The sequence below is a fragment of the Halochromatium roseum genome (assembly GCF_016653315.1).
Lineage (GTDB): Bacteria > Pseudomonadota > Gammaproteobacteria > Chromatiales > Chromatiaceae > Lamprobacter > Lamprobacter roseus.
In genome coordinates, this window is sequence record NZ_NHSH01000070.1 from 30,383 (window position 1) to 49,985 (window position 19,603).

Annotated in this window: 21 protein-coding genes and 2 pseudogenes; 10 read left to right on the forward strand and 13 right to left on the reverse strand. The window is 62.5% G+C overall.

The window, feature by feature from the left end; all coding sequences use genetic code 11:
• Positions 1-74: 74 nt before the first annotated feature.
• The 4 genes from CCR96_RS18800 to CCR96_RS18815 form a co-directional block, all read right to left on the reverse strand.
• Positions 75-692: a hypothetical protein gene (locus tag CCR96_RS18800; protein ID WP_201222196.1), complete on the reverse strand. Its 618-nt coding sequence runs from the start codon at positions 690-692 to the stop codon at positions 75-77.
• A 33-nt stretch (positions 693-725) separates the two neighbouring features.
• On the reverse strand, positions 726-2,048 hold the full coding sequence (locus CCR96_RS18805) for a 5-methylcytosine restriction system specificity protein McrC (protein WP_201222198.1): 1,323 nt from the start codon (positions 2,046-2,048) through the stop codon (positions 726-728).
• 107 nt (positions 2,049-2,155) lie between these two features.
• On the reverse strand, positions 2,156-3,619 hold the full coding sequence (locus CCR96_RS18810) for an McrB family protein (RefSeq protein ID WP_201222200.1): 1,464 nt from the start codon (positions 3,617-3,619) through the stop codon (positions 2,156-2,158).
• A gap of 6 nt (positions 3,620-3,625) precedes the next feature.
• The gene (locus tag CCR96_RS18815; protein WP_201222202.1) at positions 3,626-4,507 is read right to left on the reverse strand and encodes a phosphoribosylaminoimidazolesuccinocarboxamide synthase; all 882 of its coding nucleotides are present in this window, start codon (positions 4,505-4,507) and stop codon (positions 3,626-3,628) included.
• Positions 4,508-4,688: 181 nt separating this feature from the next.
• Between CCR96_RS18815 and CCR96_RS18820 the strand changes: the two genes are divergently transcribed.
• On the forward strand, positions 4,689-4,922 hold the full coding sequence (locus CCR96_RS18820) for a DUF4160 domain-containing protein (RefSeq protein WP_201222204.1): 234 nt from the start codon (positions 4,689-4,691) through the stop codon (positions 4,920-4,922).
• Between the two features lie 501 nt (positions 4,923-5,423).
• Here the strand turns inward: CCR96_RS18820 and CCR96_RS18825 are convergent.
• The 3 genes from CCR96_RS18825 to CCR96_RS18835 all read right to left on the reverse strand — a co-directional run bounded on the left by CCR96_RS18825 (position 5,424) and on the right by CCR96_RS18835 (position 7,627).
• The gene (locus tag CCR96_RS18825) at positions 5,424-6,620 is read right to left on the reverse strand and encodes an ABC transporter permease (protein WP_201222206.1); all 1,197 of its coding nucleotides are present in this window, start codon (positions 6,618-6,620) and stop codon (positions 5,424-5,426) included.
• A 205-nt stretch (positions 6,621-6,825) separates the two neighbouring features.
• On the reverse strand, positions 6,826-7,014 hold the full coding sequence (locus CCR96_RS18830; RefSeq protein ID WP_201222208.1) for a hypothetical protein: 189 nt from the start codon (positions 7,012-7,014) through the stop codon (positions 6,826-6,828).
• 283 nt (positions 7,015-7,297) lie between these two features.
• Positions 7,298-7,627, reverse strand: a complete 330-nt coding sequence (locus tag CCR96_RS18835) for a hypothetical protein (RefSeq protein WP_201222210.1) — start codon at positions 7,625-7,627, stop codon at positions 7,298-7,300.
• A 59-nt stretch (positions 7,628-7,686) separates the two neighbouring features.
• Between CCR96_RS18835 and CCR96_RS25170 the strand changes: the two genes are divergently transcribed.
• Positions 7,687-7,818: a hypothetical protein gene (locus CCR96_RS25170; RefSeq protein WP_274601156.1), complete on the forward strand. Its 132-nt coding sequence runs from the start codon at positions 7,687-7,689 to the stop codon at positions 7,816-7,818.
• Positions 7,819-7,835: 17 nt separating this feature from the next.
• On the opposite strand, the gene CCR96_RS18840 is transcribed toward CCR96_RS25170, so the two are convergent.
• A complete protein-coding gene (locus CCR96_RS18840) occupies positions 7,836-9,158 on the reverse strand; it encodes an ABC transporter permease (protein ID WP_242519216.1) in 1,323 nt (440 codons plus the stop codon).
• A 552-nt stretch (positions 9,159-9,710) separates the two neighbouring features.
• Here CCR96_RS18840 and CCR96_RS18845 point away from each other — a divergent pair.
• A complete protein-coding gene (locus CCR96_RS18845; RefSeq protein ID WP_201222214.1) occupies positions 9,711-10,295 on the forward strand; it encodes a Uma2 family endonuclease in 585 nt (194 codons plus the stop codon).
• A gap of 43 nt (positions 10,296-10,338) precedes the next feature.
• The gene (locus CCR96_RS18850; RefSeq protein WP_201222216.1) at positions 10,339-10,890 is read left to right on the forward strand and encodes a Uma2 family endonuclease; all 552 of its coding nucleotides are present in this window, start codon (positions 10,339-10,341) and stop codon (positions 10,888-10,890) included.
• A gap of 255 nt (positions 10,891-11,145) precedes the next feature.
• Here CCR96_RS18850 and CCR96_RS18855 read toward each other — a convergent pair whose 3' ends face one another.
• Positions 11,146-11,493, reverse strand: a complete 348-nt coding sequence (locus tag CCR96_RS18855; protein ID WP_201222560.1) for a PIN domain-containing protein — start codon at positions 11,491-11,493, stop codon at positions 11,146-11,148.
• A 252-nt stretch (positions 11,494-11,745) separates the two neighbouring features.
• Here CCR96_RS18855 and CCR96_RS24745 point away from each other — a divergent pair.
• Positions 11,746-12,224, forward strand: a pseudogene (locus CCR96_RS24745) (transposase); the annotation flags it as partial.
• 150 nt (positions 12,225-12,374) lie between these two features.
• Here CCR96_RS24745 and CCR96_RS25175 read toward each other — a convergent pair.
• Entirely contained in the window at positions 12,375-12,821 is a 447-nt protein-coding gene (locus CCR96_RS25175; RefSeq protein ID WP_201222220.1) for a pilin, read from the reverse strand.
• 310 nt (positions 12,822-13,131) lie between these two features.
• Between CCR96_RS25175 and CCR96_RS18870 the strand changes: the two genes are divergently transcribed.
• Both CCR96_RS18870 and CCR96_RS18875 read left to right on the forward strand, forming a co-directional pair.
• A complete protein-coding gene (locus tag CCR96_RS18870) occupies positions 13,132-13,707 on the forward strand; it encodes a tetratricopeptide repeat protein (RefSeq protein WP_201222222.1) in 576 nt (191 codons plus the stop codon).
• A gap of 59 nt (positions 13,708-13,766) precedes the next feature.
• Positions 13,767-14,165 (forward strand): annotated as a pseudogene (locus CCR96_RS18875) (Uma2 family endonuclease); the annotation flags it as partial.
• Positions 14,166-14,241: 76 nt separating this feature from the next.
• On the opposite strand, the gene CCR96_RS18880 reads toward CCR96_RS18875, so the two are convergent.
• From CCR96_RS18880 to CCR96_RS18890, 3 genes are read right to left on the reverse strand one after another with little or no spacing between them, the layout of a single operon-like run.
• Positions 14,242-14,916, reverse strand: coding sequence for an ABC transporter ATP-binding protein (locus CCR96_RS18880; RefSeq protein WP_201222226.1), 675 nt, complete (start codon positions 14,914-14,916; stop codon positions 14,242-14,244).
• An 18-nt stretch (positions 14,917-14,934) separates the two neighbouring features.
• Positions 14,935-16,080, reverse strand: a complete 1,146-nt coding sequence (locus CCR96_RS18885; RefSeq protein ID WP_201222228.1) for an efflux RND transporter periplasmic adaptor subunit — start codon at positions 16,078-16,080, stop codon at positions 14,935-14,937.
• 20 nt (positions 16,081-16,100) lie between these two features.
• Positions 16,101-16,946, reverse strand: a complete 846-nt coding sequence (locus CCR96_RS18890) for a Uma2 family endonuclease (RefSeq protein ID WP_201222230.1) — start codon at positions 16,944-16,946, stop codon at positions 16,101-16,103.
• Between the two features lie 201 nt (positions 16,947-17,147).
• Between CCR96_RS18890 and CCR96_RS18895 the strand changes: the two genes are divergently transcribed.
• From CCR96_RS18895 to mltB, 3 genes are all read left to right on the forward strand, one after another.
• Positions 17,148-17,645, forward strand: a complete 498-nt coding sequence (locus CCR96_RS18895) for a hypothetical protein (RefSeq protein WP_201222232.1) — start codon at positions 17,148-17,150, stop codon at positions 17,643-17,645.
• A 277-nt stretch (positions 17,646-17,922) separates the two neighbouring features.
• The gene (locus CCR96_RS18900) at positions 17,923-18,309 is read left to right on the forward strand and encodes a RidA family protein (protein WP_201222234.1); all 387 of its coding nucleotides are present in this window, start codon (positions 17,923-17,925) and stop codon (positions 18,307-18,309) included.
• A 268-nt stretch (positions 18,310-18,577) separates the two neighbouring features.
• Complete coding sequence (gene mltB, locus CCR96_RS18905) at positions 18,578-19,582, forward strand: lytic murein transglycosylase B (RefSeq protein WP_338035914.1); 1,005 nt, start codon at positions 18,578-18,580, stop codon at positions 19,580-19,582.
• Positions 19,583-19,603: the final 21 nt, after the last annotated feature.

The following is a 19,603-nucleotide window of genomic DNA, read 5'->3' on the forward strand; positions in this document are numbered from 1 at the left end:
CATTGGATCGGTGGTCTTGTCGTCTGGTCCTGCCAGGTCACACAGGCGTCTTTCTAGCAGTTCTTCTGGGAGGGTCAGAGACGATAGTCTGCGAGCCGGTCGGTGGGAACCTCAGGGTCGGAGTAGAAGAACCGATGGTCTTCACCGAGGACCGACTCGATCACGTCGAGCGGATCATCGCCTTGTTTCAGTCGGCGGGAACTCTCGTGGATCAGGCTGAACGGGCCGGAGAGATCATCGCCTTGGCGCAGACGGCGCGTATCGCGGATTACGTGCCGCACCGCGTTGATGCTTGAGTTCATGCGGTCGATCCGTTTCTGCTTCTCGGCGATGAAGGTCGTCAAGCGTTCGAGCAGGCGTGCCGAATCCTGCCAGATCTCGTTGAGCGTGCGGATGCGCTGGAGGATCAGCTCCTCCCCGAGGGTGCCGGCAACGGCGTCGGTATCGACGAGGACGCCATTGGCGAGCACGAAGAACAGGGTCCAATCCTCGGTTGGACTCTCGGTCTCCCGATAGACGAATCGGCCGTCTTCATCGATGCGTCGCTGATCGAAGTACACCCGCAAGCCCGGAGCGGCGCCGCTGACAAGATCGCCAACGCGATAGGTCTTCAAGACGCAGTCGAAGCGCTTGGTTTGAGCCTCGACCTCGCGGTTACCAAGCGGGACTAGGAAGCTGTCGAACATGCCCATGATGATGTGGTGTCCTGTGCAAAAGCGATGGGGTTAGCCGCGGTCTTCTGAGCGCCCGAGTAACTTGCGCCAGCTGCTGAGTGCACGGTCGCGTTGGCTTGGCGACCGAAAACCAAAGGGCAACCCGGCCAGTATCAATCGAATCCGCCGTCGTCCTGAGGCGAGTGTTGCAAGGGTGGCATGCGGGCGACGCTCATCACCGAGATCACCAAGTTGAGGATAGGCCAAAACGCTATCGATCTGGTCTGTCGAACTGAGGGCCGAGTAGGCAAGCGCTTGGTGCAGATCGGCGCGATGTGCATCGCGCACCGCGTCTTTCAGGCCGTTCCAACCATAGCGGGCGAGCAGGCTGAGGTGGGCTTTGTATTTGGCATCGACCCAGATCATGCGCTCCGCACTGCGCAGCCCAGTGTCCGGGATCAGTGCGCCCATTGAACTCAGACTTCCCTGCCAGTTGAGACGCTGTTGGACCTCGCTTGCCCCAACCCAGCTGAGGCCAAGTTGTGGTGCCAAGTCCCGAACAAAGGCCGCCACCCAGGCCTCCCAGACTTGGTCCGCTTCGAGATCCCAGGCCAGGCCATCGAGGCTGTGGGCGCCGCCCAGCCCACGTTCTTCTGCGATCCAGCTCATCGCTTGCAAGGCGTCCGCGAGCCAAGCTGAGCCTGTCTGAGGCTGATTCCAGGGCGAGGGTCGCTGGCTGGGGCCAGGGCCGAGATCATGATTCAACAGCCGAATGCGTTCGCTGAGCGCACGCGCAGGTGGCGCGTCCCGTTGCTGTGCCAGATCCTGCTCCAGCCGGGCCAGGGTCCAGCGGATGGCCGATAGCAGCTGCGGATCATCATCGAGGTCCGGGAAGCTGCAGGGTAGCCGGCTCCATTGGCCATTGGCGAGCTGGCGCTGAGTCCACTGCGTCCACTCGATCCGGCCGCGGGGGCTGGTGCGGACCTCGGTGCGCTCGACAAAGCCGCGTCGGAGAGAGCGCAGCAGGGCCTCGAGGCGGTTCAGGACCGGCGCGGCGAGGAGCCAGGGCGGGACCTCGCGCGCCGAACCTGGAACCAGTGGGGCCTGGCCGAGACGCGGCTCAACGGCAAAGCCGGTCGCTTGCAACACCGCACCCAATGCCGACCAGCGAAAACGCGGCTCGACCAACAGGCCCGCCGCGACCCGACGGGTTGCCGGCGAGACCAAGGGCACCGCACCGATGTGGCTGCCGGGGTGGACCAGCAGACGCACACCACCACGGGTCTCGACCTCGGTGCGCAGATTGAGCCGACGCAGCTGGGTCTCATTGGCCTGCAGAAAACCATCGATCCAACGATCTCCTGCAGCGCCGACGGCGGCGGGTTCGATTCGCATGGGGTCGCCATGATCGACCAGCCGAAACAGCGACCGGGCGCTCAACGGCGGGGGTCGGGTCAGTTCTCCGCGGGCCTTCGGTTTCTGCGCGCCGCGCCGGGCCGGCATTAGCGCAGCCCCATCAAGGTCGAGCTGATCCGGTCGCTGAGGCCAGCGATGGCCTCGGTGGCGCCGCCGCAGAGGCGCTCGTCGAGGTAGTCGCGCAACAGCGGCAAGAGTTCCAGTTCGAGGCGTCGGGCGACTCGGGCTGGGCGGTCGGTGGGGTCTAGGTCGGGCCTTGGATCGAGAAAGTAGGCATGGCCAGGCACCAGCCACAGCGTTTCGTCGTCGGCATATTCGGCGAAGCTGTGAATGCAGTCTGAGAACAGCCGGACAGCGAAATCCACGCCCTCGGCGGCCACGACCTCCAGGTCCGGCCAGACTGGGATGAAGGCGAAGCGGCGGCGGATCGCGAGGTCCATGCGCGCGATGCTGCGGTCGGCGGTGTTGCGGGTGCCGAGCACCAACAGGTTGGGCGAGAGTTCCAGCTCGGGCGGATGACCGTCGGGGACCTGCGGCAGGCGCACTCGCCGCGGTGCCTCACCGACCTCGAACAGCATCACCGCCTCACCGAGCACCCGGCCGAGATCGGCGCGATTGATCTCGTCGATCAGCAGGACATGGGGTGCTGTGGCAGCGGCCTGGTTCGCATGCAGCAAGTCGCCGGCCCGCACCTCGAAGGCCAGCCCATTGGAAGCCGGGCGCGGGAAGAGGCCGACGATGAAATCCTCGTAGGTGCGGGCTGGATGAAACTGGACCTGAGTCACACCGCCAATCTGTTCCGCCAAGCGGATGGCCCAGCGTGTCTTGCCGGTGCCGGGAGGACCTTCGAGGATCAGAAACCGCCGCTCTTTCAATAGGCTGAGGACGTGCGTTTCATCGAAGCTGGGGAAGATGGCGCCGGCAATGTCTTGCTGCCGCTTATCCCAACGGGTTCGCGCCTTGCCGGTCAGTGGTGTACCGTGTTCGGCAAAGAAGAGATCGAGCAGATCCTCGACGGCGTTGGCGTCTGCGCTGGTCTGCACTGGGATCGCGGCATAGATGACCTGGCCATAGGTCTTGAGCGCAGGCTCGGCGGCTGGCCAGTCGGCGCTGAGGGTCTCGGGGACGCGGCTATTGAGGTCGAGGAGATCGGGTTTGACCCATAGCCGGCCCTGATGCAGCGCTCGGAGAGCGCGCAGCCGTCGACCGTGACCTGGTCTGCCGAGAATATGGCTGTCAGCCCCGAACCCGTCGGTTCCGATGACGAGCACCGCGATGCTGCCGCCGGCTCCGGGGAACCAGACGAAGGAGGTGCCTTGATAGGCACCGGAGGTGGGGTTGTCGGCGGTTATCCAGCCGGCGTAGGAGGCGGCCTCTTCCTTCTTCTGTAGATTCGCGCGGAGTTGGTAGCGATCTTTATGATGAGCCGCGCCGTGGTAACGCTCGGTATAGACCGCTGCCATGAGTTCGCGCGCCTGGTTCGGGTCGCCCATGCCCGACCAGTCTCGTCCAGCACGCATGGCGTCGATGAGTTGTTGGAAGGCGGTCATGCGCTCTCAACCCAGCAAACGCCGCTCCGCCTCCGCATACTTCGCCGCAGTCTGGGCAATGATGGCCTCTGGCAGCATCGGTCCAGGCGGGGTCTTGTCCCAGTCCAGGGTCTCGAGATAATCGCGCACGAACTGCTTGTCGAAGCTTGGTGGGCTGCTGCCGGGCTGGTACTGGTCGACCGGCCAGAAGCGCGAGGAGTCTGGGGTCAGCACCTCGTCGATCAGGTGCAGGCGGCCCTCGGCATCAAGGCCAAATTCAAACTTGGTGTCGGCGATGATGATGCCGCGCTCAAGGGCATAGGCGGCGCTTTCCTGATAGATGCGCAGGCTGATCGCGCGGACTTGCTCGGCAAGCTCGGCGCCGATGCGCTCGGCGGCGCCGGCGAAGTCGATGTTCTGGTCATGGTCGCCGATCGCGGCCTTGGTCGAGGGGGTGAAGATCGGCTCTGGCAGGCGATCGGCCTGGCGTAGCCCGGCTGGCAGCGCGATACCGCTGACCGCGCCGCTGGCCTGATAGTCCTTCCAGCCCGAGCCGATCAGATAGCCGCGCACGATCGCCTCGATGGGCAGCGGGCGCAGCTTGCGCACCAGCATGGCGCGATCGCCGAGCGCTCGACGCTGCTCGGGATCGGTGACGAAGGTCTCGACGGGCAGCTCGGCCAGTTGGTTGGGGATGATTCCAGCCGTGCGCGCGAGCCAGAAGCGGCTGACGCGGCTGAGCACCTCGCCCTTGCCGGGGATCGGCTGCGGCAGCACCACATCGAAGGCGGAGAGCCGATCGCTGGTGACGATGAGCAGATGCTCATCACCGGCGGCGTAGAGATCGCGGACCTTGCCGCGGCTGAGTAGCGGCAGCTCGCTGAGTTCGGAGTGGTAGAGGCTGGTCATCGGGTTTGTCGCTCAATCAGTTAAGCTGCAGACTATACCAGTCTGCCCTAGGTCGGAACGATGGTAACCCTCAAGTAGCCTGCATTTTCCAGGGTGTCGATGCGCCATGAACGGTACCCTGAGGTGAGCCCTTCATCGTCCGGGTGGCGATGCGCCCTGTACCTTAGCGTGAAGCAGAATCATGCCAAAACGCTATGAGTACCTTGGTCTGTTGGTGATGTTCTACGCCAATGAGCACGAGCCTGTGCATGTCCACGGCAAGGCTCAAGGCCGTGAGGCACGCGCAGAGATCATTCTCGTCAATGGTCAGGTGACAGAGGTGCTGTTTAGCGATGTCGGTGGCCGCCCGCCATTAAAGCCAACCGAGCGGCGGAATTTTGAGGCCCTTGTACGTGCCCGAGCGGAGGAATTGTGACCAAGTGGATCGACTTTTTCGTGCTGCACAAATCGGTTCGGCCCGAGCACATCAGTGGGAGACTGAAATGACCGCAGAGATCATCAACATCCTCTCAGCCGAGCAGGTGGCTCCCTACTGTCTGCATCTGCGTTTTGATGATGGTACAGAGCAAGTCGTCGACTTCAAGCCTTTCCTCAGCCGGGCGGTGCATCCTGACCTTCGCGCTTGGCTGCAGCCGGAGAGGTTTGCTCGTTTCCGCCTTGAATATGGGGGGGCTGGTCTGGGGGGATTACGAGCTTTGTTTTCCGATGATCGATCTGTATCACAACGACATTGCTCATCGGGCCTGCACCGAGCGTGCAGCCTGAAGCATGGGATAAAGCCTGCAGGAAGGGGCAAGCTTGCGGCCAACTCCGGCTTCCAATTGTCGCTAAGCAGCCGTCCATTTTCTACTTCCCGATTCTTGCCGGACAGTGGCGCTCAAATCTTGTCACAAATCGTCGCCTCGGTCGTCGGAGCCTACTCATCATGCAGCGCCGCCACCGGGTCGAGTGCAGCGGCGCGCAGGGCAGGGAGCACGCCGGCGAGCAGGCCGATGCTGGCGGCGGTGACCTCGGCGATGAGCACGAAATCCCAGGCGGTGTGGGTCGGTAGTGCTGGTACCAGCAGGCCGATGAGCCAGGCGCCGCCGGCACCGATGATCAGCCCCGCTAGGCCGCCGAGCAGCGCCAGTAGTAGGGCTTCGAGCAGGAACAGGCCCATGATCTGGTCGCGGCTGGCACCGAGCGCGCGCAACAGACCAATCTCGGCACGGCGCTCGCGCACGGCGATGGTCATGATGGTGAGGATGCCGATGCCGCCGACCGCGAGCGAGATCGCACCGAGCGCGCCAACGACCAAGGTCAGCACATTGAGCACCGAGCCCAACACCTCGAGCATCTGATCCTGGGTGGTGATGCTGAAGTCTTCATGCTGGTGGCGGCGGATCAGCAGCTCGCGCACGCGCTCGGCCACCGCGCTGCTATCGGCGGCGCGATCGTAGAGCAGGTCGATCTCCATCAGCCCGTCGCGGTCGAACATCGCCAGCGCCCGCTGCACCGGGATGAAGACCGTATCGTCGAGATCGAAGCCGAGCATCTGGCCCTTGCGCGCCATGACTCCGATGACGCGGAACGGCTCGCCGCCAACGCGGATGCGCGCGCCCAAGGGTGAGTGGCTGCCGAAGAGTTCCTCGCTCAGCGTGGCACCGAGCACGGCGAACGGCCGGCCGCCACCGCTGTCCTCGGGCAGAAAGCGGCCGATCGCCGGGCGCATGGCCCAGATCTCGGGCACCTTGGGGCCGGCGCCGAAGACCAGGGTACGCCGGCTGCGACCGCCAGCCTCGACCGCGGCATTGCCCTGCACCACCGCCACCACGGCCTCGACATCGGGCACCTGCTCGAGCGCATCGGCGTCGGCCAGGCTGAGCGGGCGCACGGTTGAGAGCATGGCGCCAGACAGGCCCAGGGTGCTGGTCTTGCCGGGTGTGACCGCGATCAGGTTGGTGCCGAATTGGCTGAACTCGGCGAGTACGAAGCGGTGGATGCCTTCACCGATCGCGGTGAGCAGCACGACGGTGGCGACGCCGATGGCGATGCCGGTGATCGTCAGCAGACTGCGCCCGCGCTGGGCGCGCACGGCGGTCAGGACATAGGTGGCGACATCGGGCGCTCTCACTTCGATGGTGTCGCAATGACGATCGAAACAATTGACTTTCGCTCGTGATCAACAGCTGCAAGATCGGTATCGAAGTCAGCCACCCGGCGGCGGTCGAACACCCCATCCTGCGCATCATCTCTCGCTGCTCATGCCTGAGAATGAAAGCCTGCTCAGGCGCACCGGTATCTAACTGCTGATCGACGCAGGCCAGCTTGCCGATGGCTCAAGCAACCTCCCGCCGACCCGCTTCATGCAGCGCTTTGAGCTGCTGCAGCGTTTCTTCCGCAAAATGCAGCGCATCAGCGGCCTCGAATCGGTCTGGAAAGCGGGCAACTTCATCACGCATCTTGTCACGAAAAACCTCCCAATCTGCCAGCTCTAGGCTTGAAGGCTCCTCGTAGATATACATCATCTGTCTATCCGCCATTGCAACACCCTCTTAGCCATGTCAATCACAGCGTCAGTATTCGCGGAGTACTGAATCTGCCCCTGTTTCGTCATCAGCAAGGCCATCGCAACCTGCCATAACCCTGCTCGCGTCGTCGCCTCATCGACTTCACCTTACTTCACCGCCTTCACAATGGCTGTTGTGATTTGAGCAAAGGCGTCGTCAACAGCCGCGCGAGCCTCCAGAAGCGTTCGTGCTTTTCCAGATCGCTCGGCACTAAACCAGCCTCCGCGGTGTCCGTGGGCGTCTACGCGCGAAATGTCGCGCGGGTCAGCAACAATAACAAGTCTTGCCGGCTCAAGCTGTCACCAAGCGGGTGGTTGTGATGAACCACCACCATGCCAGACGCGTTCTCAAACTCAGGCACCTTGAGCCTGTCGCTGTGAGACCCGCCAAACTCGACCGAGCGCCCATCCATAAACACCGCCACGGCATGCTCGCGCCCATCGGCCTTGCCTTTTCTGACAACAAGATCGCGTGCTTCGTTGTGTCCAGCACCCAGATCAACGGGTGTTAGATCGCCGGCCAGCAAGGCTAATTCTTCAGAGTGCAATATCGGCACGATCACCGCCCTCAACACCTAATCCGGTATCCCGCTGGCCGCACCACATTGAATATCTCCAGCTAATCAGTCCCATGAGTATGGTATCCGTCTTCGCCTTGCTGCTCGTTACCTTGGCTACCATCTTCGGCTCCAGCGTACGTACGCAGTTAAGCTGCGCCTACATTCTTGTGCGGCTGGAGGCGATTGGCCTTGGCGTCGAGTAGCAGCGCAGTCAGCAAGCTCAACGCCCAGACAGCGCGACCACGGGATCGAGCCGTGCCGCGCGCAGTGCTGGCAGCAGGCCAAACAGGAGCCCGCTCCCCACCGAGACCAATCCGGCGGCCAGCGGTGCCCAGGGCGGCACTTGGAGCTGAAAGCCGGTCAGCTGCAGATTGAGCTGGAGATTGACGGCGTCGATGCCCAGATAGGCCAGCGCGATCCCGCTCAGCGCGCCGGCTCCGGCGAGCAACAGTGCTTCGGTGAGAAATAGCTGCACCAGATCCCGCTCACGCGCGCCCAGCGCCTTGAGCAGGCCGACCTCGGCGGTGCGTTGCGCCACCGAGACCAGCATCACATTCATGATCAGCACCCCGGCCACCAGCAGGCTGATGGCGGCGATGCCGGCCACCGCCAGCGTCAGGGCGCCGAGGATGCGGTCGAAGGTGCCGAGCAATGCATCCTGGGTGATGACGGTGACATCGTCCTCGCCCTCGTGACGCTCGCGAATGATACGTCGGATGTCATCGGCGGCGGCCTCAAGCGCGGCCGGGCCGCTCGCCTGCGCCAGGATGCGGAACAGCGAGGGGTTGTCGAACAGGGCCTGCGCGGCGCTGACCGGGATGATGGCGGAGTCGGCGAGATTGCTGCCGAGCGAGACCCCGCTCGCCTGCAGCAGGCCGATGATGCGGAAGCGACGGTCGCCGATGCGCAGGCGTTGGCCGATCGGGCTTTGGTTGCCGAACAGCGCCTCGGCCAGGGTTTGGCCGATAACGGCGGTGGGCACGGCCCGCTCCGGATCACCCGGCGGCAGAAAACGACCCGCGGCCAGGCTGAGATGGCGCACCTCGAGGAAATCCGCCGTGGTGCCGATGATGGTCACCTCGCGCTCCAGACTGCGATAGGAGACCGGCGCCTCCCCGGCCGCGAGTGGGGCAACCCGCTCGATGAGCGGTGAGCGCAGCAGCGCCAGGGCATCGTGCAGGGTCAGGTCGCGGGGCGTCTCGCCGAGCAGCGGCGGCGCGCCACCGCGGGTCTCGTTGCGACCAGGCATGACGATCAACAGCTGGGTGCCGAGCCCGCTGAATTCGTCGAGCACGTAGTGGCGCGCGCCTTCGCCCAGCGCGGACAGGACCACCACGGCGGCGCTGCCGAGCGCCACCGCCAGCAGGGTCAGCCAGCTGCGGGTGGCATGGGCGGTCAGCGTGCGCGTCGCGCTGCTCAGGATGTCAGCGAGGCGCATCGCCGAGGACGGCTCCGTCGTCCATCTGGATGCGCCGTGGCGCGCCGCCAGGGTCTCGGTCAACCGCGCTTGGCGCGGCTTGAGTGGCCTGCTGGCCAGGATCAACGGCGGCGCGACGTTCTCGATGGCGGTCAGCTCGCATTGCTGTTATCACTCGGTCAATGCTAAGCATCACACTAGCAGACATCAAAATCAGAGGCCACAAGGCTTTCTGTCAGTGACGACCCTATCTCGGCCTAGTCCCCTTAGGCTCGTTTGGATTTCCTATCCGTTTCTATCCGTTATAATTTGGCCCAGCACCATCCAGCACAATGATCCACCGGAGATCATGATGTCAGCCGAACCTCAACCGCATCTCTGTTCCTAAAAACCTAAACAAAATTGCTTATGCAGCTTTTAGGCATTTCGCTCTCCGTTGATAACACCCTTGCGGGTGAGCAACTGGAGTCCTGGTTGAGCAGTCCCAACCGAATGGCCGGTCAACACCGGCAACATGGGCAGTTTCAGCCGTCGAAACCCAGCTTGCGCCATAAAAATTGCCTCGGCGTTCATCCTGAACAGAGAACAACCTTGCGATTCGACTTCGACTCTGACCATGGAATGCGAAACCTTCGCGCTTGTAGATAACCTATCTACAGTAGAAAATTTTGATAAAAAATGAATGAAAAATCAAGAACTGTTTTTTGCTCCTTCGACGACTGGCTCGCCATTGAGCGAACCGCCACCGATCAGCGCTGCGAATACGTCGCCGGTGAGGTCTTTGCGATGGTCGGCGGCAGCGAGGAGCATAACCTCATCACGCTCAATGTCAGCGCCGAGCTTCGCAACCAACTCAAGGGCCGACCCTGTCGCGTCTACCCAAGTGATATGAAGGTCCATATCGCCGCCGCCGAGGTGGGGGCCTATCCGGATGTGATGGTGATCTGCGGCGAGCGCGACTTCCACGACGGATGGCGCGACGTCGTCACCAATCCAACGCTGATCGTCGAAGTGCTCTCGGACTCCACCGAAGCCTATGATCGCGGCGACAAGTTCCGCTACTACCGAAGCCTGCCAAGCCTGCAAGCTTATCTGCTGCTGTCGCAGGATCGGATACAGGCCGAGCTATTCATCCGTCAGTCGGACGGAACCTGGATTCTGAGCACCTATCAGGAGTCCTCGGAATCCATCCCGCTCTCCGTGATCGAGGCCGAGTTGTCGCTGGCCGAGGTCTACGACAAGGTGGAAGGGATCAGCGGTTAGGGTTTACCCGCGAATCCCGCTACAGCGAGACCAGCAAACCAAGATGGAAGCCGTCGAGCTAAAGACCGTTCATGACCTACTGCAGCACTCAGAGGAGCGCGTGGAATTGATCGGCGGAGACATTGTGCGACGGCCAATGACGCGGTTCGCGCATGCACGGGTGCAGAGCAAGACCGATCGCACCCTTGGCCCCTTCGCCGACGATACCAGTCCGAGGGGCTGGTGGATCCTGACCGACGTCAGCGTCGCCTACGAACCCCACGAGTGTCCCTCTCACGATTTGGCCGGCTGGCGTCGCGAACGGTTGCCCAAGCCACTCGACGGCGTCATCGACCTGCCGCCGGACTGGGTCTGCGAGATCGTCTCGCCAGGCCATGAGAAGAAGGACAGGATCACCATCCCACTGCTCTTGCAGCGTCATCGCGTCCCTTGGTTTTGGCTGATCTGGCCCGAGCAGCGAACGCTGATCGCGCACGCGTTAGAAGACGGCGGCTATCGGGTGGTTGCAAGGCTCACGGCGACGGATCGCAAGCCCGTGCGGGTGCCGCCCTTTGAGGCCATGGCGCTCGACTTGGCGGGGATCTTTGAAGGATAGCGGGCCTGCCGTGCTGCGAGTTGTTGTTTGAAATGGGCTTTGCCTTTGAGCAGCCACAGGGGGAGCGCGAACAGCCAGAGCGGGTTGCGTTTCAGGAGCAGCAGCAGGGATTGGATCAGCAGATCGGTGTGGATCAGGGTGCTATCCAGATCCACGCACAGCGGGCGCGTCTGCAAGGCCGTCATGCGTTTGCGTCTCCGTGCAGGTGTCGTCGTGTTCCGGTGAGTTCCAGCCAGCCCGGATGTAGGTCGCTGCTCATGGCGGTATGAGCCAATCTTCGATTCTGAGGTTTGGAACGCGGGAAAATTCATCGACATTATTCGTTACGACGGTCACCCCGTGCGTCAAACCAATCGCGGCAATCTGAATGTCATAGGGGCCGATTGGAGTACCTTGGCGCGCCAGATAGGCGCGCAACTCGCCACAGCGAAAAGCGGCTTCGTCGTCGAAAGGCTGCGTTGCAAGGCTGCTGAAGAAGGCAATCAAGGCGGCTTGGTTTTCCTTCACTCGCTGACTTTTGCAGGCGCCATACCAAAGCTCGGCTTTTACGGGGCTACATATCGATAGATGACAAAGCAGAGATCCAGCCTGCTTTCGCTTGATGAGATCAAGACCTCAGCAGCCCGCTACGCTTCAAAGGCCGCCTGGCTACGCGGAGATCCAGCCGCCTACCAAGCCGCGAAGCGTCGGGGCCTGTTCGACGAGGTCTGCGGCCACATGCCGCCCACTCCATTAAAACTCTCTCTTGAGGATCTGATCGCTTTCGCCGCACCTCACCAGACCCGAGGTGACTGGCAGAAAGCGGACCAAAGCGCTTACGTCTGCGCCTATCGTCGTGGTGTCCTCGATGTGGTCATCCGTTTGGAGCATGGGTTTGCCTACCTGGTCGCGGTGGTGGATTGGTACTCGCGACGAGTGCTGACCTGGTGGCTGTCCAACAGCCTGGAAGCGGGGGCTGCAGGGACTGCCTGGAAGAGGCGCTGCGTCGCCACGGCAAGCCTAAGATCTTCAATATTGACTAGGGGTTGCAGTTCACGAGCGATGCCTTCACGTGGGTTCTGCTAGACGCCGGGATCGCCATCATTATGGGCAGACGGGGACGCGCGCTGGCCAACCTCTTCGTCGAGCGGCTGTGGCGCAGCGTGAAGTTCGAGGACATCTCCTTCAAGGGCTACGCCACCGTGCCTGAGGCACAGCTGGGGCTCACCGAGTACTTCACCTTCTACAACGGAGGGCGGCCGCACCAAGGGTTGGGAAACCTCACCCCCGATGCGTTGTACAGTACGGGGGGAGGTGGCGTTGCCAGGATCGTGGATCGTTTTGGCTCGGCCGCAGGTTCGTCCCACGGATGCGCTACGCTCCGCCGGCGACGAACCTGCGGCCGAGCCGGGGAAGTGCCAAGGCGCTGCATTTAAAGCAACCGAAGCAGCTTAAACCCAGGACAAAACTGTCCTGGACATATGGGGTCCACTTTAGCCTTCGTCTTAGCCCGCGACAGAGCGGCATTCAGCAGGGACAATATTCAGGCAATCTTCCGCGTTTGTAGTGCATTCCCAGATAACTGAATCATCAGCATTCATAGTTGGCGTAAGAATGATCTCACAAGCAGCCGTATCGCCAGCTCCTTGTGTTGAAGTAACCGTGATGGCTCCCGTAGTATCGTCGCAAGAAGATGAAGTGACATTATCAGTTGCAGTCGCTAAATTTGTATAGCCTGCGCAATTTCCAGTAGCGGCAATTGAACCGGCGTTGGCTATGTTTTCACTTATGGTAGCTTTAGCCGATGCGGCTGCAACGAGAGCTTCAGACACACGAGCACGCTTAGTAAAATCCTGATAAGCCGGCAATGCAATAGCCGCCAAAATGCCAATGATCGCAACAACGATCATAAGCTCGATCAAGGTAAATCCAGCCTGTTGCTTTTTTTTCATGGAATGTATCTCCGAGTGATAGTGAACAGGAACCGTCTGGCCAAGAAGGAAGGCGTTGCTGGTCCCGATGTTGATTTAAGCGATTTCTGTGCCATCACTTGGCGTTTCTGAAAGTTATTGATTTATATAAACTCATTCTTCTTGAGAGTTTGAAAGGCGTATTACTGTCATACCTTTACAGGTGTGACATGTGGGCTGATGTCACACCTCTAAAGATGTGACAAACGGTGAAGGACTGGAAGCATCACGACGTTGCTGGCTATCATGATCCGAAGACATCTACCTATTTCGACCAACCCAGGATTCCCCCATGCCATCGATTAGTTTAAGCACGGCAAGCGCTGTTACTGGACTGACTCGGCGCACGCTGTGGCGCTATATTCATGGCGGCCGACTGAAACCGTTAGAGGAAACCTCGCAAGGGAACAAGACACAATTGGAACTGGCGGAGGTTGTGGCGCTGTGTGATGCTCCACTGGGGCAGGAAGACGAAGCCCTCGTCCTAGCTGCCGATGCTGGAGATCCTAAGGCACAGTGCGAACTAGGAATCTGGATGCTCGAACTCAAGCGCCCGAGAATCGCTCGCGACTGGTTCGCGAAAGCTGCACGGGCTGGACACGCAGATGCGATGTGTTATCTAGGGCGTGATCTGTTACTCGGTGATGGCGGCATCTATGACCAAGACGAGGGGATGCGCTGGCTACATCAGGCGGATGCGTTGAAGTTTCCGCTGGCTGTAGCGTTGGTTGAAGCGCTGCATCAGCCGAGCGGACGAGATGCGCGAAGGGCGAACGAAGAGCGGGTATTACGAGCCCTGATCGATAAGGTCGAGCGCAGGGTGTTGCGTGAGGCGCTGGAAGCAACAGCAAATCCCCCTACCGTCTAGACTGCCGCTCTGAAGCAGATGGAGATGTTTGGCGAAATCAGCACCAACTCAAGGGCCGACCCTGTCGCGTCTACCCAAGTGACATGAAGGTTCATATCGCCACCGCCGAGGTGGGGGCCTATCCCGATGTGGTGGTGATCTGCGGCGAGCGCGACTTCCACGACGGACGGCGCGACGTCGTCACCAATCCGACGCTGATCGTCGAAGTGCTCTCGGACTCCACCGAAGCCTATGATCGCGGCGACAAGTTCCGCTACTACCGAAGCCTGCCAAGCCTGCAAGCCTATCTGCTGCTGTCGCAGGATCGGATACAGGCCGAGCTATTCATCCGTCAGTCGGACGGAACCTGGCGTCTTAGCACCTATCAGGAGTCCTCCGAATCCATCCCGCTCTCGGTGATCGAGGCCGAGTTGTCGCTGGCCGAGGTCTACGACAAGGTGGAAGGGATCAGCGGTTAGGACTCGGGGCCGGTCTCAGCCGCGGGTCGCATGGCATGGGCGGCCTGCGTTCGTGTCGCGCTCGCTGCTCAGAATGTCAGCGAGACGCATCGCCGAGGATGGCTCCGTCGTCCATCTGGATGCGCCGTTGGGCGCGCTCGCCGAGGCTGGCATCGTGGGTGACGACGACCAGAGTCAGCCCCTTGGCGTTGAGCGCCTCCAGGGTCGCGATCACCTCCTCGCCGGAGGCGCGGTCGAGATTGCCGGTGGGCTCGTCGGCCAGGATCAGGTCGGGCTCGGTGACCGTGGCGCGGGCGATGGCGACGCGCTGGCGCTGGCCGCCAGAGAGCTGGTCGGGACGATGGTTGGCACGGTCGCCAAGACCCAGCGCCGCCAGGGTCTCGGTCACCCGTGCTCGGCGCGGCTTGACTGGCCTACTGGCCAGGATCAAGGGCAGCTCGACGTTCTCGAAGGCGGTCAGCCGCGGGATCAGATGAAAGGCCTGGAAGACGAAGCCGATGCGCTCACGGCGCAGCCGGGCGCGCTGTTCTTCGTTGAGGCGCGTGGTCTCGGTGCCGTCGAAGCGATACTGTCCGGCATCGGGCCGGTCGAGCAGGCCGAGGATGTTGAGCAAGGTGCTCTTGCCAGAGCCTGATGGGCCCATCACCGCCACATAATCGCCCGCGGTTAGTTCCAGATCGACCGCGCGCAGAGCATGCACTTGTTCGTCACCGACCTGGAACTGGCGCTCGATGCCGATGAGTTGGATCATCCGTTCGAGCACCTGAGTTCAATCATCATCGGCGACCGCGGCGGCTCCAGGCGCAACGCCCTCGCGGCCAAGTGAAAGCACGACTTGCTCGCCGACGCCGAGGCCGGAGACGACCTCGGTCTGCTCCCAGTTGCCGAGTCCGGTCTTGATCGCGCGCTCGGCAAGGACGCCGTCGGCGAGCAGCAGCACGCTAGCGGTCTCGCCGGCGCGGATCGCCGCGGTCGGGATACGCAGGACGTCCTGATGGCGATCAATGATGATCTCGACATCGGCGCTGTAGCCGGCCAGCAGCGCCCGGTCGGCGGGCGGCTCGGCGATCACCACCTCGACCTCGACGGTGCGCGCCTGCTTCTCCTGATCCAGCACATAGGGCGCGATGCGGCGCAGGGTTCCGGCGAGCACCTGATCGCCGAAGGCATCGAGCGTGACGCGGGCATCCAGGCCGAGGCGGACCTTGGCGGCATCGACCTCGTCGATCGGTGCCGAGATGTAGAAGCAGGCATCATCGATCAGGTCCACCGCCGGCGGGGTCGGGATGCCGGGCGGGGAAGGGGTGACGTACTCGTTCAGCTCGCCAGAGACCTCGGCGACGACGCCGGCGAAGGGGGCGGTCAGGCGCGTGCGCTCCAGCTCGGCCTGCGCGACGCCGATCCGCGCCTTGCTGACCAGCGCCGAGGCCCGCGCCGCTTCGCAATCCGCGCGCCCGGCCTGAGCGGCGGTGATGGCGCGGTCGAGGGCCTCCTCGGAGGTCATGTTGCGCGCCTCCAGCTTGACCTGGCGCGCCGCCTCGCGCTCGGCCTGATCGGCCTTGAGGCAGGCGGCCAGCGAGCGGGCCTCGGCGGCCTCGGCCTCGCGCTCGGCCAGGGTGACGCGGGCCTGCAGATCCTGATTCCAGAGTTCGAGCAGCAGTTGCCCGGCCTCAACGCGGTCGCCTTCGTGCACGGCCAGCGTCTCGATCTGGCCGCCGGTGCCAGGTGCCAGCCGCGCCCGTCGGCAGGCCTTGACGGTGCCCGCGCGGGTATTGGCGACCACCTCCTCGACCAGTCCGCGCTCGACGCCCTGCACCCGCACCGCGATCGGCCGTGGCCGCGAGAGCAGCCACCAACCGCCGATCGCGGTCGCCAGCATGAGGAGTGTCAATAGGGCTCGAACGGGGATGCGCATGGGTGGCTGCAACCGCCACCTCAGTCCCGGAGGTCGTCCGGGTCAATGCCGAGTTCGCGCAGCTTTGCGGCCATGACCTTGGCGCGCTGGGTTTCGGTTTCGGCCCGCTGGGCCTCTGCCTCGGCCCGCAGTCGGTCGCGCTGCCAGCCGGGCAGCACGAAGTCGGCATAGACCGGATCATCGAGCAGCATGGCGTCTTCGGGGCGGCGCAGCAGATCGGCGACCCGGAACTGAAAGCCGGGGAGGACAGCGGATGCGATGATGCCATCAACCTCAGGGATGGGGCGGTAGCGTCCGGATGCGGGCTCGCGACGGTAGAAGGCTCGTAGCTCGGGGTCGGCATGCAGGATGTAGTATTCAGGCACGCCGGCGGCGGCATATTCGCGCTTCTTCTGGCGGGTGTCGCGCTCGATGTCGGCCCGCTTAAGGTCTGATAGGGCCTCGATGCAGAGGTCGTAGATGCCGCGGTAGGACGTGTCCTGCAGCAGCAGCGGCTTGGGGTTGGCGTTGTGGACCACGGCCATGTCGGGGCGGCGAATGACGGTACCGGTAGGCAGTGTCAGGCGGAAGCCCATGTCCAGGCCAGTGAGCGCGGCGATCGGGCGGCTCGCCACGAAGGTGGCAAGCAGCCTCAGCAGCCAGGCATAGATGAGAAAGGTTTCCTGATTCGACACCGGCTTCTCCTCGAGTATGCCGTTGTTCCATTCGTAGCAGATCTCTGATTGACCGTAGTAGTCGCGCCAGTAGACCTCCTCCGAGACACGGCGGCCGGCCTCGGAAGGGGAGCTGAAATCAAGGTCGCTCGGTAGCAACCGCTCGGCCGTTGTCGGTGAGCGCTGGGGGTGGGCAAGGGCTTGGTCTGACATGGCATCTCGCCTCGCTGGAGCGGATTCGGTCATCAGGGTTGGAAACCCTATCACGGTCGCCGCAGAATCGGCGACGACAACCGCTGCATTGGTTCTTCTACTGCGTCGGTCCTTCTCTAGGGGCATCCTGATCTATATCCTGGGGTCTCTTTAACCATAGCTCCAAGCCCTCCTTGACTTACTGACTTACGCGCGAAGCCTATGACCAATACTTCGACCAACGACCTAGCCAGGGACGTCGCGGCAAGCCCCTTCCTGCAGGCCTTTCGCGGTAGCTTCACATCAGCCTTGCGCTGGAGCGATCTAGACGCGCTCTGGATGCGACTGCGCACCGATGCCAAGGGTGGTTGGTACCTCTATGCCATCGGCGAGCCGCCGCCGGAGGCCCCAGCCGATCAGGCGATGGTGGAGCGCTTCATCGATGAGATCGATGCCTTGCTGCGCCGCGAGCACGATGAGCGCCTGTGCGGCATCGTCTACGCCGACGACCTGCGCATCCCGAGTCTGGTGAAGATCTACGATCCCAATAATCTTGGCGTGGCTTGCGGCTCGAGTAGCCATCCGCCACTGCCGGGCTGGGTGATGAGCAAGTTGCCGCCGGTCGATCTGCCGGCGACCCAATTGGTGCCGAAAAGCCGTCGGCGCTGGTGGCAGGGGTTGTTCGGGGGCACTAAGGGGGTACCTAAGGGGGGCACCTAAGGGGGCAACGAGCTGAGCCGATCGCAGGCTGGTCAATCGACCTGATTGCCGGATCAATCAAGCTAAGGCCGGTTCTGGTCAGCCTCGTATCCTGTGCTCAAAGATGGTGCTTCTGGGGCTAGCCTGGTGCTGTCTCATGATCCTTACACGTCCTTAGCGTTTCGGTTCGCTATACTCGCCGATTCAAGTGTCGGGCAGGCTTGGCCGCGGCTGTTCACACCCGTCGATCTCACTTGCTGATTCTCACTTGCTGATCTCACCAATTTGGAGGCGCCTCATGGCCAAACAGATCATCCATAGCGAACAGGCGCCGGCCGCGATCGGCCCCTATTCGCAAGCGGTGCGTGCCGGTGATACCGTTTTCCTCTCCGGCCAGATCCCGCTGGTGCCAGGAACGGGTGAGCTGGTGACCGGCGACATCCAGATGCAGGCTCGGCAGGTGTTCAGCAACCTGGCGGCGGTGGCTGAGGCGGCAGGCGGCGACCTTGGCGATTTGGTCAAGCTCAACATCTTTCTCACCGATCTTGCACATTTTCCATTGGTCAACGAGGTGATGACGGAGATCTTCGACGAGCCTTATCCAGCGCGTGCGGCGATCGGAGTAGCGGCCCTACCTAAAGGCGCTGAGATCGAGATGGATGCGATTATGGTCCTCGGCGACTGATCTGGAGCATCCCATGCGATTACCATTTCTTCTCCCGCTCCCACTGATGCTTCTGCTGACACTCGCCTTTGCACTGCTTTTAATCAGTGGTTGCAGTTCCAGTCCGAGCAAGCAGGCGGCTAGCTCGGGCGCCAGGCTCTCCCCTGACCTGAAGCTGAGCAGTCCTAGTCCTCAGGCAACCTCATTTGCCGGTGTGCGCCAGGCCTCGTTCAGCTCAGTTGATGACGCTGGGGCTGCCGGTGACGCCGGGGCTGCGAGCAGATCTGCTGTGGGCGGCGTCGCTCGTGGTGACTTCGCCGGACGCGCCGATGTCGATCGGTTTGTTGCGCGCATGGCGTCGAAAGGATTGGATCGCGCCCAGGTGGTGCGCACCCTCGAGCGCGCCGAGCATGATCCCTCGATCATCCGATACATGGATAAACAGTGGCGCCCAGCCTCGGGTCCGACCGGAGCCTGGACGCGCTACCGCAGCCGCCACATCACGCCGGCGATGCTCGACAAGGGCAGTGCCTTTTGGACGCGGCATGCCAGGACGCTCGATCAGGCCTCGCGCAAATACGGTGTGCCGCCTGAATACATCGTCGCCATCATCGGCATCGAGACGCGCTGGGGTGGCTTCATGGGCACGCATCGCATCATCGATGCCCTGGCAACCCTGGCCTTCGACTATCCGCGCCGTGCCGATTACTTCCAGGACGAGCTGGCGCACTATTTGTTAATGGCCGAGGATCAGGGGTTCGACCCATTGCAGCCGGAGGGGTCCTTTGCGGGTGCGATGGGGCTGGGGCAGTTCATGCCCTCAAGCTGGCATGACTATGCGGTCGATTTCGATGGCGATGGCCGGCGCGATCTCTGGAACCCAGTAGACGCGATCGGCAGCGTTGCGCGCTACTTCAATGCCCATGGTTGGCAGCCGGGCGCGGCTGTGGTCGCGCGGGCGAGCGGTGGTGCGGGGCTACCCTGGTCGACCGATACCGGCTTCAAGACCAACTACTCTGTGGCCAATCTCAAGGCGAAGGGGATTCAGCCCGCGGTGGCGCTGCCCGACCAACGTCAGGTGAGTCTGTTGCGCTTGGATGCGGCCGGCGGTCTTGAATACTGGGTCGGCTTCGAGAATTTCTATGTCATCACCCGTTACAACAACAGCACCTATTATGCGATGACGGTGCACCAACTGGCGCAGGCGCTGCGCGCGCGGCGTGGCCTCAAACAGCCGACCTTGCGCATGACCGATCAGCCTGGCTCGGGCGCCTCAGCTGCTCCCGCCGGCTGACGGACGAGGCCCAATCCGCTC

Excerpts from the sequence above, each read along its gene's own strand:
- CCR96_RS18800 (WP_201222196.1), bottom strand. The coding sequence starts at position 692 with ATGGGCATGTTCGACAGCTTCCTAGTCCCGCTTGGTAACCGCGAGGTC.
- CCR96_RS18805 (WP_201222198.1), bottom strand. The coding sequence starts at position 2,048 with ATGCGAATCGAACCCGCCGCCGTCGGCGCTGCAGGAGATCGTTGGATC.
- CCR96_RS18810 (WP_201222200.1), bottom strand. The coding sequence starts at position 3,619 with ATGACCGCCTTCCAACAACTCATCGACGCCATGCGTGCTGGACGAGAC.
- CCR96_RS18815 (WP_201222202.1), bottom strand. The coding sequence starts at position 4,507 with ATGACCAGCCTCTACCACTCCGAACTCAGCGAGCTGCCGCTACTCAGC.
- CCR96_RS18820 (WP_201222204.1), top strand. The coding sequence starts at position 4,689 with ATGCCAAAACGCTATGAGTACCTTGGTCTGTTGGTGATGTTCTACGCC.
- CCR96_RS18830 (WP_201222208.1), bottom strand. The coding sequence starts at position 7,014 with ATGATGTATATCTACGAGGAGCCTTCAAGCCTAGAGCTGGCAGATTGG.
- CCR96_RS25170 (WP_274601156.1), top strand. The coding sequence starts at position 7,687 with ATGAGTATGGTATCCGTCTTCGCCTTGCTGCTCGTTACCTTGGCTACC.
- CCR96_RS18845 (WP_201222214.1), top strand. The coding sequence starts at position 9,711 with ATGAATGAAAAATCAAGAACTGTTTTTTGCTCCTTCGACGACTGGCTC.
- CCR96_RS18850 (WP_201222216.1), top strand. The coding sequence starts at position 10,339 with ATGGAAGCCGTCGAGCTAAAGACCGTTCATGACCTACTGCAGCACTCA.
- CCR96_RS25175 (WP_201222220.1), bottom strand. The coding sequence starts at position 12,821 with ATGAAAAAAAAGCAACAGGCTGGATTTACCTTGATCGAGCTTATGATC.
- CCR96_RS18870 (WP_201222222.1), top strand. The coding sequence starts at position 13,132 with ATGCCATCGATTAGTTTAAGCACGGCAAGCGCTGTTACTGGACTGACT.
- CCR96_RS18880 (WP_201222226.1), bottom strand. The coding sequence starts at position 14,916 with ATGATCCAACTCATCGGCATCGAGCGCCAGTTCCAGGTCGGTGACGAA.
- CCR96_RS18885 (WP_201222228.1), bottom strand. The coding sequence starts at position 16,080 with ATGCGCATCCCCGTTCGAGCCCTATTGACACTCCTCATGCTGGCGACC.
- CCR96_RS18890 (WP_201222230.1), bottom strand. The coding sequence starts at position 16,946 with ATGTCAGACCAAGCCCTTGCCCACCCCCAGCGCTCACCGACAACGGCC.
- CCR96_RS18895 (WP_201222232.1), top strand. The coding sequence starts at position 17,148 with ATGACCAATACTTCGACCAACGACCTAGCCAGGGACGTCGCGGCAAGC.
- CCR96_RS18900 (WP_201222234.1), top strand. The coding sequence starts at position 17,923 with ATGGCCAAACAGATCATCCATAGCGAACAGGCGCCGGCCGCGATCGGC.